The organism is Streptomyces sp. NPDC111516 (genome assembly GCF_055635345.1).
Genome location: NZ_JBVKBV010000023.1, coordinates 23,530 through 40,034 on the forward strand (window position 1 = coordinate 23,530; position 16,505 = coordinate 40,034).

12 protein-coding genes are annotated in these 16,505 nt (G+C 67.9%); 5 read left to right on the forward strand and 7 right to left on the reverse strand.

The window, feature by feature from the left end; translation table 11 throughout:
• Positions 1-11 precede the first annotated feature (11 nt).
• From ACZ7L9_RS30755 to ACZ7L9_RS30780, 6 genes are all read right to left on the reverse strand, one after another.
• Positions 12-2,234 carry an FAD-dependent oxidoreductase gene (locus tag ACZ7L9_RS30755; RefSeq protein ID WP_471420318.1) on the reverse strand — a complete coding sequence of 741 codons (2,223 nt, stop codon included), beginning with the start codon at positions 2,232-2,234 and terminating at the stop codon, positions 12-14.
• A 12-nt stretch (positions 2,235-2,246) separates the two neighbouring features.
• A complete protein-coding gene (locus ACZ7L9_RS30760) occupies positions 2,247-4,538 on the reverse strand; it encodes a hypothetical protein (protein WP_471420320.1) in 2,292 nt (763 codons plus the stop codon).
• A gap of 104 nt (positions 4,539-4,642) precedes the next feature.
• Positions 4,643-5,521: a carbohydrate ABC transporter permease gene (locus ACZ7L9_RS30765; RefSeq protein WP_471420322.1), complete on the reverse strand. Its 879-nt coding sequence runs from the start codon at positions 5,519-5,521 to the stop codon at positions 4,643-4,645.
• Positions 5,518-6,468, reverse strand: a complete 951-nt coding sequence (locus tag ACZ7L9_RS30770) for a carbohydrate ABC transporter permease (RefSeq protein WP_471420324.1) — start codon at positions 6,466-6,468, stop codon at positions 5,518-5,520. The genes ACZ7L9_RS30765 and ACZ7L9_RS30770 overlap by 4 nt, the downstream gene beginning before the upstream one ends.
• Positions 6,469-6,475: 7 nt before the next feature.
• Positions 6,476-7,816, reverse strand: coding sequence for an ABC transporter substrate-binding protein (locus ACZ7L9_RS30775; protein ID WP_471420326.1), 1,341 nt, complete (start codon positions 7,814-7,816; stop codon positions 6,476-6,478).
• Positions 7,817-7,925: 109 nt separating this feature from the next.
• Positions 7,926-8,927 carry a LacI family DNA-binding transcriptional regulator gene (locus ACZ7L9_RS30780; RefSeq protein ID WP_471420328.1) on the reverse strand — a complete coding sequence of 334 codons (1,002 nt, stop codon included), beginning with the start codon at positions 8,925-8,927 and terminating at the stop codon, positions 7,926-7,928.
• A 234-nt stretch (positions 8,928-9,161) separates the two neighbouring features.
• Here ACZ7L9_RS30780 and ACZ7L9_RS30785 point away from each other — a divergent pair, with 234 nt between their 5' ends.
• From ACZ7L9_RS30785 to ACZ7L9_RS30805, 5 genes are all read left to right on the forward strand, one after another.
• The gene (locus tag ACZ7L9_RS30785) at positions 9,162-10,304 is read left to right on the forward strand and encodes a mandelate racemase/muconate lactonizing enzyme family protein (RefSeq protein WP_471420329.1); all 1,143 of its coding nucleotides are present in this window, start codon (positions 9,162-9,164) and stop codon (positions 10,302-10,304) included.
• 224 nt (positions 10,305-10,528) lie between these two features.
• Positions 10,529-12,679, forward strand: a complete 2,151-nt coding sequence (locus tag ACZ7L9_RS30790) for a DUF6351 family protein (RefSeq protein WP_471420331.1) — start codon at positions 10,529-10,531, stop codon at positions 12,677-12,679.
• A 187-nt stretch (positions 12,680-12,866) separates the two neighbouring features.
• Complete coding sequence (locus tag ACZ7L9_RS30795; RefSeq protein ID WP_471420333.1) at positions 12,867-13,241, forward strand: hypothetical protein; 375 nt, start codon at positions 12,867-12,869, stop codon at positions 13,239-13,241.
• Between the two features lie 287 nt (positions 13,242-13,528).
• A complete protein-coding gene (locus tag ACZ7L9_RS30800) occupies positions 13,529-14,077 on the forward strand; it encodes a DUF2243 domain-containing protein (RefSeq protein ID WP_471420335.1) in 549 nt (182 codons plus the stop codon).
• A gap of 11 nt (positions 14,078-14,088) precedes the next feature.
• Positions 14,089-14,925: a cytochrome c oxidase assembly protein gene (locus ACZ7L9_RS30805; RefSeq protein ID WP_471420337.1), complete on the forward strand. Its 837-nt coding sequence runs from the start codon at positions 14,089-14,091 to the stop codon at positions 14,923-14,925.
• A 283-nt stretch (positions 14,926-15,208) separates the two neighbouring features.
• On the opposite strand, the gene ACZ7L9_RS30810 is transcribed toward ACZ7L9_RS30805, so the two are convergent.
• Positions 15,209-16,432, reverse strand: a complete 1,224-nt coding sequence (locus ACZ7L9_RS30810) for a saccharopine dehydrogenase family protein (RefSeq protein WP_471420339.1) — start codon at positions 16,430-16,432, stop codon at positions 15,209-15,211.
• Positions 16,433-16,505: the final 73 nt, after the last annotated feature.

Below are 16,505 nucleotides of genomic sequence, written 5' to 3' on the forward strand. Positions count from 1 at the left end.
CGTCGGTGCTTCTACTCGTAGGCGCGCACGGCGACGATGTGCGCCGACGCCGCCCCGTTGGTGGCTTCGACGACGACCCGGATCGCCGATGTGGTGACCGGCTCCGCCGGCGTGTGCATCTCGCGTCGCCGCCGATTCTGCGCCGCGCGGGCGATGACGCGCCAGGTGCCATCAGTATCCAGCGCCTCGACGCGGTAGTCGCGAAGGAGGGTGGGGAGGGTGTCGAAGGGCGTGCGGTGGTGGTGCAAGTTGATCAGGTCCTCGTTGACGTCGTCGTCGGCGATGACCTCGATCCGTGCCAGGGCGACCGGTTCGGGCCAGGCCAACTCGAGCCAGGGGGAAGGGACGTCCGCCAGTGGTGCGGAGACCCACATGTGCGGTCCTGCGTACGGGCGGGCGTAGCCGTCGATGGCCTTGGCGGGGGAGTAGGCCGCGGTCTCTTCCGTGCGGAAGCAGAATGTGCGGCGCAGCAGGCCCGCGTCCGTCCACTCGCGCAGCAACTGCGGCGATTCGTCCGACGGGCGCGGCGGGACGCGCGTGAAGCACAGGACGCCGGGGGTCGGGCGGTCGGAGCGATGCAGGGCGAGGGCGTCGTTGGCGCGGACGACCAGGAAGGCGTTGCGCGGGGTTTCCGGAGACCAGTCCACGCCCGTCTTGAGCCACTGCCGGGCACCGGCGGTGACGGGCAGGGTGGTGGAGGTGACGAGGCGGCGCGGGATGTAGTTCTGGCCGAGTTCGGGGTCGTACAGATCGATGACGATCTCGGTTTCGCGGTCGGCGTCGACGAGCAGCTCCAGCCCGGAGAGGTCCGGGTCCGCGGGGAGGACGAGTCCGGCGTCCGCCGCGAGCGGCCATCGCTCGTCGGGGTCCTCGACTGCCAAGCCGCTCAAGGTGGATGAGGCCGTGGCCGTCGCCCGCAGGGCCAGGTCCTCCGGGTCCGTCGAGGCGAGGCCGATGAGCGAGGCATCCTGGCGCAGCAGCGCTCTGTGCAGCTCGGGTACGGGGAGTTCGCGCGGGGTGACATCCCCGGTGGCGCAGAGTGCCGCCGCCGTGCCGGCAGCCTGGCCGATCGTGGCGCAGGTCGCCATGACGCGGGTCGAGCCGAAGGCGACATGGCTGGCGGAGATGTTGCGCCCGGCGAAGAGCAGGTTCGCGGTGTTCACCGAGTAGAGGCTGCGGTACGGAATGTGGTAAATGCCGTCAGCGTAGAGCTGTCTGGCGCCTGCCTCGGTGGCGAACATGCCCTGCGGCGGATGCAGGTCGATCGACCAGCCGCCGAAAGCGACCCGGTCGGCGAACTCGGTCTGGCCGAGGATGTCGCCCTGGTGCAGGACGTAGTCGCCGAGGAAGCGCCGGTACTCCCGTTTGCCGGGGACCGAGCCCACCCACTCCAGGGTCATGTTCGCCGCGTCGAACTCGCCGGAGTTCTTGATGTGGTCCCAGATGCCGTGGATCATCGACCACAGCTCGTCGCGGATGTGTTCGTTGTCGTGGACGGTGTCGAGCTCGCCGCCGAACTCGATCCACCAGTACGCGCAACCGTTGTCGCCCGCCTTGATGATACGGCGCTGCGGGATGGAGGTCTGGGTGATGTCCTTGGCGAAGTTCGGCGGTACGTATTTGACCGGGTGACCGGCATCCTTCGTATAGAAGAGGAGGGTTGAGCCCAGGGTGATGTCGTCGGCCGTCTCCGGAGCCCATGCCTCGTCGTACTCGGCACGGGCTTCCCGGCCGATGCGGTGGTGGGCGCCCGCCAGGTGGCCGATCAGGCCGTCTCCCGTGCAGTCGAGGAAGAGGGAGCTCTCGAAGCGTATCCGCCGCTCCGAGCCCATCATCCAGCCGGTGACCGAGGTGATCCGCCGGGCCTCGTCGGGACCTTCGGCGTCGACCTCGCGCACGTCGGTGTTGAGGTAGAGCGTGATTCCGGGCTCGGCGCGCACGGCGTCCAGGACCACGGCGTCCCAGTAGTAGGGGTTCCCGTCCGGGTTGCGGAACTGGTTCTCCACGAGCAACTCGCCCATGATGCCGCCCTCACGGGCATGGTGATTCTTGCCGTGGCCGGTCGCGCCGCACACCCAGACCCGGACCTCGCTGCTCGCGTTGCCGCCGAGCACCGGCCTGTTGTTGATCAGCGCGACGCTCCGGCCGAGCCGGGCTGCGGCGATCGCCGCGCAGACCCCGGCCAGGCCGCCGCCGACGACGGTGATGTCGTGCCGTGCGGTTTCATTCCTCATGTCGTACGTCACCTACTTCCAGTCGGGATTGGCGGCGAGACCGTAGTAGACGCGCGGAGCACCGTCGAGGGTGAGGGTGATCTTGCCGCGGGAGGCTTTCAGAGAGCGCTCCTGGCCGATGCAGTTCAGCTCCCGCACCGTGCCGTCGACCGTCCCCGAGTGGGCGACAACCGCGGTCTTGGTCGTCCAGGTGTCGATCCAGGGCTCGGGCGATGCGTACCAAGGATCCTCGCCGTGCTCGGAGTTGAGGATGTACCCGTCCTTGCGGCTCCAGATGATCGACACCGGTCCGTCGGGAGTGGTGAAGAGGAGCCCCTTGATGTCCTGGTCCGCGAAGGCGAGATGCCGGACGAACTCGGCCTCGTCCAGGACCCGGGCGGCGGTCGCGAAGGCGAGGAGTGAGGGCTTGGCGCTGGTGTCGCGGTTCATCAGGCCGTAGTGGTACTCGGGGTTGGACGGGTCGGCCTCCCGGGGGTGGTGGATCGTCGAGTCGTGCAGCTGGTACCAGTTGACGGCGCGCACCTTCTCGGACTTTGCGAGAGCGAGCGTGAGCAGCGTGTTCTCGGCGGCGTGACGGTAGGTGTCGCTCCACCACGCGTTGGGCCGGGTCGGGGCGTATGCCTCGGTGAGCCACAGCTCCTTGTCGCCGCCGTACTCCTCCAGGACCTGGTTCGCCTTGCGCAGCGCGCCGAGGAAGTTCCAGTACGAGCCGGACGACCCTTGTGTCCATTCCTCGGGCGGCGGCGCGAAGTCGGGCGTGAAGTTGCCGCGACCGGGGTGGAAGGCGAAGGCGTCGATGAGGTCCCAGCCGCCCGCGTCATGGAAGTTCTTGGTCCATACGTAGTCCATGCCGCCGAGGCCGGCGTTCATGACCCTCATCCGCGAGCCCGCCGCGTCGAGGCGCGTGGTGACCTGGCGCAGACCGTCCCGGACGTAGGAGTCGGCGCCGCGGCCCGACATCCAGGGCTGGTTGACCTCGTTGCTCACCTCGAAGTACGCGGCCTCGGCGTCCAGGGCCTTGGCGACATTCGTGTCGGCCCAGGCCGCGATCTGCTCCGGACCACCGCCCACGGGGATGCCGCTCAGCTCCACGTTGTGCCCGATGCCGTTCGCGTCCAGAGTCGCGATGTCGATGCCCGGGGCGTCTGCGTAGGCGATGCGGATCCACTTGATGCCGAGCGTCCTGACCAGCCCGAGTACGGCGTCCCTGCCGGGCTCGAGCAGCCAGGGGTAGTTGGCGAGGCCGAACATCGACTCCTTGCCCGCCTTGTACGTGAACTCCGGGAGCACGCTCAGATTCGTGCGGGCCAGCGCCTTGTTGCTGCCGCTGACCGCCTCCACCTCGGTGAACACGATGTTCTGCGAGGGCGAGGTGAGGGGAAAGGAGGCGTTCCAGGCGGCGCCCGCCGCCAGGTTCTTGGAGAGCATTCCACCGGCGATCTTCTTGCCGCCGAAGTCCCGCGCCCACCAGGTGAGCGTCACCGTCCTGGCCGCGGCGGAGCCGTTGACGACCTGCGCCTTGAGCGTCATCGTCTGCCCGGCCGCCTCGTAGAGGTTGAACGGCTGGTCGGTCCACACCTCCACGCCGAGGGGCCTCTTGGCAGCGAGCGCTCCCGCCCCGCGCGGCCGCAGATCGCCGAGGACCAGATCAGCCTCGGTGACCGCGGTGCTCGCGCCGGTCGAGGTGCCGGGGGAATGGACCCATGTGGCGTTCGTACTCGCGGGGTTGGTGGACGAGAGGCAGAAGAAGCCCTTCGATCCCGCCCACGTCTCCACGTACGCGCCGCCCGCGTTCACCTCGTACGGAATGCCACCTCGGGCGTCCCGCTCCCAGACGGTCAGCGCTTCGTACGACTCCGCCGCGCTTGCCCCGTACACCGTGCGGGAGAACATGAAGCCGGCCGGTGTGAGCGTGCTGGAGCCGCCGACCTCCCACTTCATGTGTGCCTTGTGAGGGGTGACGTCGAAGGTGCCGCGTACTGTGACTCCGGACGTGCCGCTCGCCATCGTGTACGTGACCTGAATCGCGGGCCGCCCGTCGGGGAGCGTGATCCGGGCGGGCGTACCGCCGAAGGTGCGCTGCTGGCCGAGCGTGGTGTCCTTGATCATGAAGTGGCTGAGCAGGATGCGGTCGGTGCCCGCACCGTCCTGCACGAGGACGCTGCCGTCGCTACGGCCGACCAGGGTGATGCCGTCGGCCTCGATGGTGACCGGGTCCGCGGCGTACGCGGGAGCGGTCGGCAGCAGTGCGGCGCCGGTGGCGACGGCCGTGCCCTGGATGAATCTGCGGCGGGCGACTGACATGGAGGTGCCCTTCTCTTGGTCGGGGTGTTCCGGATGCTCCGAATGGTCCGAAGCGGAAGGCGTGGTGGGGGAGTTGAGGGCTCGGCCGTTGGCTCCGGTGGAACTCAGCCCTTGACTCCGGTGAAGCCGAGCCCGGCGACGATGTGCTTCTGGCAGACGACGAAGACGAGCACCGGCGGGGCGACGGCGAGCACCATCGCGGCGATCAGCTGGTCCTGCGGAGCCTGCGTGGCGAGCTGGGCGAGAGCGACGCTGATTGGCTGCTTCTCGGGGTCGGTGATGGCCACCAGCGGCCAGATGAAGTCCTTCCAGGAGTGCATCACCGCGAGCAGACTGATCACGGCGAGCACCGGCTTGCTCATGGGCAGCACGATCTTGGTGAGCAGTTGCCAGGTACTCGCCCCGTCGACCCGCGCCGCGTCGAACAGCTCCTTCGGCAGGGCGTCGAAGAACTGCTTGGCGAGTAGCACCGTGAAGGCGTTCGTGCCGGCCGGCAGCCAGATCGCCCAGTAGGTGTCGCCCAGGTTGAGGTGCAGGAACGGCACATCGATCACGGTCATGAAGAGGCTGACCATGTTCACTGTGTACGGCACGAACATCGTGGCGAGGATCGCCCCGTAGACGGCCTTGCCGAACCTCGGCCTGAGCACCGAAAGGGCGAAGCCCGCCGTGGCCGAGACGAAGAGCTGCACGAACCACGATCCCCCGACCACCAGGAACGTGTTCATCAGATAGCGGCCGACACTCAGATCGGTGTACGCCGCCGAGAAGTTGCCCAGGGCCGGCCGGTCGGGCCAGAGGGCCAGGGGCTGAGTGGTGAGCTCGGTGGGCGGTGAGACCGCGCCCTTGACCATCCAGTACAGCGGTCCGATGCCGATGAGCAGCAGCAGGATCAGGGTGAACACCTGGATGGAGCGCACTGCGGCGCGTACGCCGGGGCGTTGGCGGTCGTTGGTGGAGACGAAGGTGCTGAGCGTGGTCATGACGTGCTCCAACTGCGGGTGGCCCGCAGATAGACCGCGGAGAGCAGGGCGAGGGCGAGCACCATCAGGAAGGAGAGCGCGGCGGCCTGGCCGTACTCGCCGTCCTGGAAGGCGTACCGGAAGATCAACAGCAGGACCGTGAGGGTGGAGTTTTCGGGTCCGCCGCCGGTGAAGACGTACGGCTCGGTGAAGACCTGCACCGTGTTGATCAGCTGGACGAGAAGCAACAGGCCGATGACAGTACGGAGTTGGGGCAGCATCACATGCCAGATCCGCCGCCAGATCCCGGCGCCGTCCGCCTCGGCGGCCTCATAGAGTTCGCCGGGGATGCCGACCATCGCCGCGAGGTAGATCAGGACGGCGCCGCCCATGCCCGCCCAGGTGGCCTCCAGGACCAGCGAGAGCATTGCGCTGTCGGAGGACTCCAGCCACGAGTACGGGCCGAGCCCGACCTTTCCGAGGACATTGTTGAAGAGCCCGCTCCCAGGATCGTAGAACCACTTCCAGAGCAGGATCGCCACTACTGGCGGGATGACCACGGGCAGATACACCAGGAAGCGGAAGACGCCCGCGCCGCGCCGCACCGTCGACATGATCGCGGCCAGGATCAGCGGCGCCGGGAAGCCGATCAGCAGGCCGAGGACCACGAAGAACAGGGTGTTCCCGACGGCGGTTCCGAGCAGCGGATCGTCGAACAGGGTACGGAAGTTGTCCAGGCCGACCCAGACCGCGGGCTCGACCAGGTTGGTCTTCTGGAAGCTGAGCAGCAGGCTGCGGACGATCGGCCACCAGGCGAAGAGCCCGAAGACCAGCAGGGCGGGGACGAGGAACAGCCAGGCCGTGAGCTGTTTGCGGGCGCCGGTGCCACGCCGCCGGTGCGGCAGGGTTCGCGGCGCGGGCTCATTGGATACAGCGGCCGGGCGCCGGGACGGAGTGAGCAGGGCCATGGGGCGGCTACTTCTGGTCCGCGGCGAGCTTGGCATTGACGTCCTTCTCGGCCGAGGCCAGCAGGGAGTCGATGTCGGCGTCGCGCTTGGTGAGCACCGCCTGGACCACCGGGTCGAGCGCGGTGTACACCTTCTGCGCCTGGTACGGCGGCTCCGGCTTCAGCTTCAGCGTGGAGAGACCGTCGATGTACGGCTTGAAGTTCTGCAGCTTCACATTGATGTACGGCTTGATCGCGGCGTCGATTTCGGTCTGCCGCTTCTTGTCGAAGACCGGCAGCGTCGGCACGCCCACCGCGGACTTCGGGTCGGCAGAGAGCGCCTTGGCCTGTTCGGCGGCAATGTCGGTGCTGTACTGCGGCTTGGCGTAGGCGAAGGTCAGCCACTCGACGGCGGCTGCCGTGTGCTTCTTGTCGGCGGACTTCGGGACCATGTAGATGTCGCCGCCCGTGAGTGTCGCGTCGCCGCCGGACTGCGGCATCGGGGCCACTCCGAAGGCGTCGGTGTTCTCCATGCCGAACTGCATCTTCGCCAGTCGGTACGTCCCCGGGCTGCCCATGAACATGCCGACCTGCCCGGCCGCGAACTGCTTGATCACGTCGTTCTGGTTGTTGAGCAGGGTCTTGCCGAGCGAATCGTCCTTCCAGCGCATGTCCTTGAGCAGCCGCAACCCCTTCTTCGTCGGCTCCCCGGTGAGCGTAGCGGTGTACTTGCCACCCTGCTCCTTCTCCAGCTCGCCACCGAAGGCGTAGGACAGCATCGTCAGCTGCCAGCCGCCCTGGTTGTCCTTGGACTCGTGGACGAAGCCCGCCTTGCCGGTCCTGTCGCTGATCCTCTTGGCGGCGGTGCGGACTTCCGCCCAGGTGGTCGGCGGTCTGTCGGGGTCGAGGCCGGCCTTCTCGAAGAGCTCGCGGTTGTAGACCAGGCCCTGGGCGTACGGATTCTGCGGAACGCCGTACACGTCGTCGGCGCTGTCGGTCAGCGGCTGGAGGACCTGAGGGTTGAACTCCTTGAAGTGCTTCCACTCCTTGAGCTGCCCGGTGATCGGCTGGACCTGTTTCTGCCGGATGAGCCGCTGCGGCTCGGTCAGCGGCACCTTGATGACGTCCTCGACATTGCCGCCGGACAGCTTCGCGGAGAACGTCAGCGGGTCGAAGACCGTGGTCGAACCCTTGACCTTGATGCCCGGGTTGGCCTTCTCGAAGTCGGCCACCTGCTTCTTGAACAGGGCGACCCCGGGCTTGTCGGTGGCCGGCGGCATGCCCTGCACCCGCAGCACGAGATCGCCGTTCCCGCCGGCGCTGCTCGGGGTGAGGGAGGAACAGCCCGCGAGGGTCGCGGTCAGCGCCATGCAGCCAAGTATGGCCGTACAGCGGGAGTTTCTGGGCATATCGGCTCCAAGAAGGGCAGGAGTAGGCTCGGTGCGGCGCCTTGCTCGTTGTGGTGGTGTGCGTCGTGGATCAGTGGGCGGGTGCGGGGCCCGTCGAAGCGCGGGGGATCAGGCGGGAGCCGATCTCCACGAAGGGGGAGCTGACTTCGAGTCCCCGTCCAGCACGGTCTGTTGTTCTCGCGATCGTCTCGATCAGGAGGTCCCCCGCACGCGTGGCGATTTCCTCGGGGTCGATCCTGATCGTGGTGAGGTTGGGGGTGGAGACGGAGGCGAGCAGCGTGTCGTCGATGCCGATGACGCTGACGTCGCGCGGCACGCTGACGCCGAGGTGGGCCATCTGGTGCAGCACGCCGAGGGCGACCAGGTCGTTGTGGGCGATCACGGCCGTCGCGTCGTGGGCGGCGACGAGGGTGGCGGCGTGCACGCCCGTCTCGAATCGCGGCTCGTACGGTCCGAGTTCGGACAGCGAGAGGTCGAGCGCTTCGAAGGACTCCTGGATGGACTTGCCGCGGCTCAGCTCGGCGCGGGACGCGTTGATGAAGACGCAGCGCCGATGGCCGTACGCCTTCAACAGCTCGGCGGCCTGCGCGATGCCGGCGGACAGTGAGATTCGGACCTCGGGGATGCCCGGCACATGCCGGTTCACCACCACCAGCGGCATCTGACCAGCGAGTTCATGGAGCCGGAGCTCGGTGAGGGTGGAGGCCCACAGGATCAGGCCGTCGACCCGCTTCGATACGGCCGCGATGGCGGCCAGCTCGTCCGCCTCGCGCTCGTCGCTGTCGGCGACCAGGACCGTGTAGCCCAGGCGCCGGGCCCGGGCCTGCATCGCCTTGATGATCGGCGGGAAGAACGGGTTGGCGATGTCCGGGACGATCAGCCCGAGAGTTCCGGTGCCGCCGCCGCGCAGTGAACGGGCCGCCGGGTTGGGGGAGTAGCCGAGCTTGGCTGCGGCGTCGAGGATGCGCTGCCGGGTCGTCGGCTGCACCTGGTCGGGTGCGGTGAACGCACGGGACACCGTCGACACCGAGACGCCCGCAGCGCTCGCCACCTCCCGGATCGTGACTGCCACGGACGGCCTCCTCGTCGTCTTGAGCCGGGGAACCCCGGTCGTCTCGCACCTGGATCCTGCGAATGCGGTTGATGTTTGCGAACGTTCCCAGGCGTGTCAAGACGCTCGTCAAGACTGTTACGTCGAGTAAAACCCTCTGAATGCACGGGTCTTGCGCTTTTCTTCGGCTGCTGCCGATGATGTGTTCTCAAGAACTGCACTGAAATCACGGGAACGTTTTCATAGAGGAGCGGCATGAAGATCACCGGCCTGGAAGTGCTGACTCTCCCCGACCACGGCGACAGCATGATGCTGGTCGTGGTCGACACCGACGAGGGCATCCACGGCCTGGGCGAGGTCGGCATCAGGTCGCGCCAACGGGCGGTCGCGGGCGGTCTCGAGCACCTCGCGGAGCTGATCGTCGGCGAGGACCCGCGACGGATCGAGCACCTCTGGCAGGTGATGTTCCGGCGCGGGTTCTTCCCCGCCGACCGCATACTCGGCGCCGCCATCGCAGCGGTGGACGTGGCCCTTTGGGACATCCGCGGCAAGGCGCTCGGCGTACCGGTGCATGAACTCCTCGGTGGTCGGGTGCGTGATCACGTACCCGCCTATGTGCATGTCGGTGACGGCTACCACGACCGCGCGTGGTTCCTGGACCGTTGCCGCGACCTGGTCGCCCAGGGCTGGCGCCATCTGCGGTTCGCCTCGCCGCAGGACGCCGACGGCACGCTCGACGCCCGTCGTTGCCTACGCGACTCGGTCGACCTCTTCCATCAGGTGCGGGACGCGGTCGGCGACGAGGTGGAGTTGATCCTCGACGTCCATACGCGCCTGGATCCGCCGGAGGCGCTGACCCTGTGCCGGGAGATCGAGGCGGCCCGCCCGTACTTCGTCGAGGACCCACTGCGTTGTGAGAACCCGGACAGCTACCGCATGCTGCGGGCCCGCACCGGCGTACCGCTGGCCGCAGGTGAGCAGTACGGCTCCAAATGGGAGTTCAGGACACTCATCGAGGACGACCTCATCGATTACGCGCGCGTGGACGTCGGGGTGGCCGCGGGCCTGACCGAGGTGAAGAAGATCGCGGCAATGGCGGAGACCCACCACATCAAGCTCGCTACCCACAACCCGCTCGGCCCGGTCACCGCCGCCTCCTCGCTCCAACTCAACCTGGCCTGCCCCAATGTGGCGATCCAGGAGCATCAGACAGACCCCGAGCCGGCCATCGCCGCCCTCTTCACCGCGCGGCCGACGATCTCGCCGGGGCGGGTGGAGCTGTGCGAACTGCCCGGCATCGGCGTCGACATCGACCGGGAGGCGGCGCGCCGGTACCAGGCCGCGGCGGCCGAGCGCCCGCACTTGCGCACGGCGGACGGGGCGTTCACCAACTGGTAGCCGGGCAGGGTCGGTCGGCCGCGCGGGCCCGCGCCCGCGGAATCGACAGCGTACAACTCTTGTCCCATCCGGTACCGGACAGGGAGCGGGCCTCTTCCGGCTACTGGCTGGGAAGCCGCACACCATGACAACGGGACATTCGTATCACTGTCCCGGCGGGCCCACAGCCCGCGTCTGCACACTGACCACGATCTCCGAATTCAGGAAGTGAGGCGAGTTCCGTCGTGTCGTTCAGAGGAGCCGCGAGGCCGGTCGAACTGGGCCTTGTCGGCATAGCGTTCATGGGCGTGCTGGTAGGCGCGTCGGCGACGCCGGCCGGCAGCCAGGAACGCGAGAAGCTCCAGGTGACGGCCGTGTCGTCGCGGCCCGGCACGGTGTCGGGAGACGACGCCCTGATACGTGTCGAGGTGCCCGCCTCCATAGCGGCCGACAATGTCCGGGTCGAGGTGGAAGGCCGGGACGTGACCTCGAGTTTCCGGCCCTTCGGCGACAACGCGCTCATGGGCGTGGTGAAGGAGCTGTCCAAGGGCGACAACAGGCTCACTGCCAGGGCTCAGGGCGCGGACGCCGGACAACTGACCCTGAAGAACCACCCCATCACGGGGCCGGTGTTCGCCGGGCCGCACGAGCAGCCGTTCGTCTGTGACACCGCCGAGTTCAAGACGGTCACCGGCGGCACCCTAGGGCAGCCGATCGACAAGGACTGCTCGGTCAAGACCCGCGTCGATTACATGTATCGCACCACAGCCGGAAAGTTCGCTCCGCTGCCCGACGAGAACGTCCGTCCCGCCGACCTGGCGACCGCCACGACGAGCGCGGGCAGGAAGGTGCCGTACATCGTCCGCGTAGAGACCGGCACCATCAACCGCGGCATCTACGAGACGGCCGTGCTGCACGACCCGATGTCCGGCACCCCCGACCCGCTGCAGCGTGGGCCGGGCTGGAACGGGCGCCTCGTGTACGGCTTCGGCGGGGGCTGTAACAGCGGCTGGTACGTCCAGGGCCGCAACACCGTCGGCATCATGAACGACACGTATCTGAGCAAGGGCTACGGCGTCGCATCGTCCACGCTGAACGTCTTCGGCAACAACTGCAACGACCTGCTGGCCGCCGAGACCATGAGCATGGTCAAGGAACGCTTCGTGGAGACGTACGGCGACCCGGCCTTCACCATCGGAAACGGCTGCTCCGGCGGCTCGTACCAGACCCACCAGATCGCCGACAACTACCCGGGTCTGCTGGACGGCATCCTCTCCGGCTGCAGCTTCCCCGACGTCGGCTTCGGGACGATTCAGACGCTCAGCGACGCCCAGCTCCTGAACCACTACTTCAAGGAAGTCGCGCCGGACGCTTTCACCAAGGACCAGCAGAGGGCGGTCTCCGGGTTCGGCAAGTGGGAGAGCATCGGCAGCCTGGCCAGGGCCGGCGGCCGTATCGACCCTACGGTGTTCTGCCCGCCCCAGCTGCCCGAGGGACAGCGCTACGACCCCGACACCAACCCGGACGGTGCCCGCTGTGACGTCTACAGCCACACCGTGAACGTCTACGGCAAAGTACCGGAGACCGGGAAGGCACGCAGGCCGCTCGACAACACGGGTATCCAGTACGGACTTGAGGCCCTGAACAAGGGGGCCATCGGCATGGACCAGTTCATCGACCTGAACCGGCGTATCGGCGGCCTCGACGACGACGCCAAGCCCGCCGCGGAGCGCACCGTCGCCGATCTCAAGGCGGTACGGACGGCCTACCGCACGGGCCGCATGCTGAACGGCGGTGCCGGCCTCGCCGACGTTCCGATCATCGACTACCGCGACTACACGGACGACGCGCCGGCCGGCGACATGCACATGCGCTTCCACTCCTTCTCCACCCGGGCGCGCTTGGACAAGGCCAACGGCACCCACGCCAACCAGGTCATGCTCACCCGCGCCGACGGGCACGGATTCACTCTCGCCGGGATGCTGTCCGACATGGACCATTGGCTCTCCGGCATCAAGGGAGACTCCGGCAACGACACCCCCATCGAGAAGATCGTCCGCCACAAGCCGCAGGGTCTCACGGACTCCTGCTGGACCCGTGGCATCGGTGCGAAGAAGATCACGGAGCCCCAGGTTGAGGGCATCAACAACACCGAGTGCAACACCCTCTACCCGGTGTGGACATCGCCGCGGATGGTCGCCGGAGCCGATGTGGCCAACGACATCATCAAGTGCGGTAAGCGTCCCGTGATCCGCTCGGACTACCGAGTGTCAGTGACCGAAGGCCAGTTCAAGGATCTGAAGGCGATCTTCCGGGACGGTGTCTGCGACTGGTCCAGGCCCGGGGTGGGGCAGCAGGACCTCGCCGGTACATGGCTCTCCTTCGACCGGAAGTGACAGGCGGTGTTTCGGCATTACAGGTGACACAGGCCGCCTGCCCGCTGGTCACCGACGACACCAGGCACCCCCGCATCCAACGAGGCGGAGGCCCGCGCGCCAGAGGCGGACTCCCGACTCACCCCGTACAGCGAGGGCATGCGTCGCCGGACACTCGATTCCGCCCCCTTCCCCGAAGGGGGTGGAATTGTCGTCCGGTCACGGTCAGTCGCTGACAGATACGCAGACCGGAGGTGCAGGCCGAGGGCTACCGGGACTGGCCGATGCATTCCCCGACCAGGTCAGCGCCCCGCCGAAGAAGCCGAAGGACGACGCGCCGCTCGGCGAGCACTACGCACGGCGGGAAATGCGCCGGCGGCGGTCCTCGGCCCGGATCTGCGTCGAGCACACCAACGCCGGACTGCGCCAGTGGCGCCCTCTCCAGCGCCACATCACCCGATGCGAGGACTACGTCGAAACCAATCGCGCGATCGCCTCGCTGGTCTCGGACCGCTCCCCTCACCGGCCAACCCACCGCAAGCTGAGCACCGTACTGGTGCTCGCCCGGCGAGACACCCTCTGATCAACTACCAGCCACCCGCCAGGCCAGCACGGCGGGGCCTCAATAGCGGACCACGCCGTACGTCGGTGCCGCCCATCCCGAGCGCACGGCGAAGCTCACGGGCCGAGGCCGGGACCGGATACTCGGGCGCCACCGGCCTCGCCCATAAGCATGACCCGAGCGCGCCGTTCCTCGAATGGCGGTGTCATTCGGCCGAAAGGACGCCCGATCGTGATGGGCGGATCAGAGCGGGAAGACGTATTGGCTCAGGCTCACGTATCCGAAGGACAGATCAGACGGGACAGGCGATGGCCACCACCACCACTGGTCAGACACGAGAGGGCACGCTGCCCAAGAGCATCCAGCTGCCAGGAATCGTGCTGGGAGTGGGGCTCGGCGGATTCGTCGATGGCATCCTGCTCCATCAGCTCCTCCAGTGGCACCACATGCTCACCAGCACCAACCACGACCGCATCGGCGTGAAGTACTACCCCGCGAACACGGTCTCCGGTCTGGAGATGAACACCGTGTGGGACGGCATCTTCCACGCCATCTGCTGGGTCGCGGTCATCTTGGGCCTGGGCATCCTGTACTCCCGGGTCACTCACCAGCGTCGCCGGGTGTGGACCTCCCGGGTGCTGTGGGGGTGGATCCTGGTCGGGTGGGGCCTGTTCAACATCGTCGAGGGTCTCCTGGACCATCAGATCCTCGGCATCCACCACGTCCACGGCGGTCCCCACCAGATCTGGTGGGACATGGGCTTCCTGCTCCTGGGCCTCCTCCTGCTCATTGGCGGCTACCTGCTCCAGCGCAGCGGCCGGACCTTCGACCCCGACACCTCCGAGCGGCCCGCCTGATGGACGTCGACATGCATCGCCACATGCACGACCACGGCGCAGGTAGCGGTCTGTGGGAGACGCTGCTGCCCCCAGCCGCAGTCATCCTGCTCGCCGCCGCCTACCTTCTCCTCGCACACCGGGCCCGGCACCGCAACCCCGTCCAGGGCTGGGGACGCCGGCGGACGGCGAGTTTCCTGACCGGATGCACCCTGCTTGCCGGAGCACTGCTGCCACCGCTGGCCCCCTTCGCCCACGGCGACTTCCGCGGGCACATGGCCCAGCACATGCTCATCGGCATGTACGCACCCCTGGCCCTGGTGCTCGGCACGCCGGTCACCCTGCTGCTGCGCACCCTGCCCGCCGCCCGCGCCCGCGCGCTGATGGGCGTTCTGCACAGCCGCCCGGCCAGAGTGCTCGCGCACCCGTTCACCGCCCTGGTCCTGAGCACCGGCATCCTCGCGTTCCTGTACTTCACACCGCTGTACAACGCGACCATGAACCAGCCCGTACTGCACTGGCTGATGCACGCCCACTTCCTCTTGTCCGGCTGCCTGTTCGCCTGGATCATCGCCGGCCCCGACCCCGCCCCGACCCGACCCGGCGTCCCCACCCGGCTCGTCGTCCTCGGGGTCGCCGTCGCGGCGCATGCCACGATCTCCCAGCTGATCTACGGCGGCTTCCTCATCAACGTTCACGCACCCATCGACCAGGTTCAAGGCGGCGCGGAGATCATGTACTACGGCGGCGATATCGCCGAACTTTTCCTTGCTGCAGCCCTCGTCACCACTTGGCGGCCCGACCGCCACCCGCGCCATGGTGCTCATCGGCCGGTGCCCAGTGGCGTGGTCAGGACAGCCGTCGGCTGACCCGGCCCGTCGTAACGATCGGCCGGATTCGGTGACGGGTCCGCCGGCGCCGAATGGAAGGAGCGCGGGAATCAAGATTCCCCACAGCGTCAGGTACTGAGAGCAGAGGCCGGCACGGGCGCCGGCTCGCCGCCCTTCGTGGACGTGAAGGCAACGAAGCATCGCCACGCGGTGAAACTCGCCGTCCCGGCCCTGGCCGCGCCCACGCCCGCAGCAGATCCGCCGTCCGCTGCAACCTCTGTCACTGCCGGCCGCGGCCCGTGCTGCGCCCCCGACAAGCGTGTCAGAGCTCCTCGCGCAGCCCCCACGGAGAGCCGTATGCGGTGAGCAGGTCGAGGAACGGCCGGGGCGGCAGGGCCTCGGGCCCGAGGACTCCGCTGCCCTTCCACGTGCCGTCTGCGATCAGTTCGAGAGCGATCACTGGGTTGACGGCCGTCTGCCAGACCACGGCCTGGGAGCCGTACTCGCGCATCGACCACTCGTTGTCGACGACGTGGTACAGGTACACCTCGCGCGCGACACCATCCTTCGTTCCCTTGACCCAGGTGCCCGCGCAGGTCTTGCCCTTCATCCGGTCTCCCAACGTAGCGGGGTCAGGCAGACACGCGGCGACCACGTCGCGCGGGGATACCTCGACCGGCCCGTCCGCGCTCGGGACGGTGACCTTCTCCGTGGAGTCGAGCCCCAGGTCGTGCAGGGTCTTCAGTTTGGCGATGAAGTCGTCACCGAGACCGTACTTGAACGTCACCCGGCGCGCGTCCACCCAGCGGGGTATCAGCAGCACCTCCTCGTGCTCGACGTTCACGCACTCCACCGGGCCGATGCCGTCGGGGAAGTCGAACACTTCCGGCTCACTGAACGGCGCCGTGGTGAACCATCCGCGGTCCTTCTCGTAGACCACAGGCGGGTTGAGACACTCCTCGATGGTGGTCCAGATACTGAAGGAAGGCGCGAAGCCGTAGCCCTCGACGCTGAGGTTCGAGCCGTCGCGGACTCCGATCTCCTCGATCTCGTCGAAGAGTTCATCGGCCGCATACCGGGCAAAGACGTCCGACAGGCCCGGCTCCACACCCATGCCGACCAGTGCAAGGCGGCCTGCCCGCTCCCAGGCCGCGACCTGGGCGAACTGCTCGTCGCCGAGCTTGACCCCGCACTGTTCGTGCGGGGCGGTCGCGTGCGGCGCGGACAACGACATCGCCATGTCCAGATAGTGCGCGCCCGCGGCGAGTGCCGCGTTGAACAGCGGCATCACGAACCGCGGGTCGGTCGCGTTCAGCAGCACGTCGCAGCGTTCCTCGCGGAGGACGCGGCCTACCGCGACCTCGTCGGAGGCGTCCAGGCGGCGCGCGCTGAACCGGCCCTCGTGGTCCTTGTGCGCGGCGACGGCCGCCTCGGCACGGGCCAGGTCGTAGTCCGCGACGACCATGTGGGTCAGGAAGTCACGGCGGGCGGCGATACGGGTGACGGCGGTTCCGACGCCGCCCGCACCCACGAGAAGTACACGCATGTCACACACCATTTCGTTGAGACGGTCCCGGCGAGTGCCCCAGGACGCCTCGATGCAACACGATCCCGGCAGT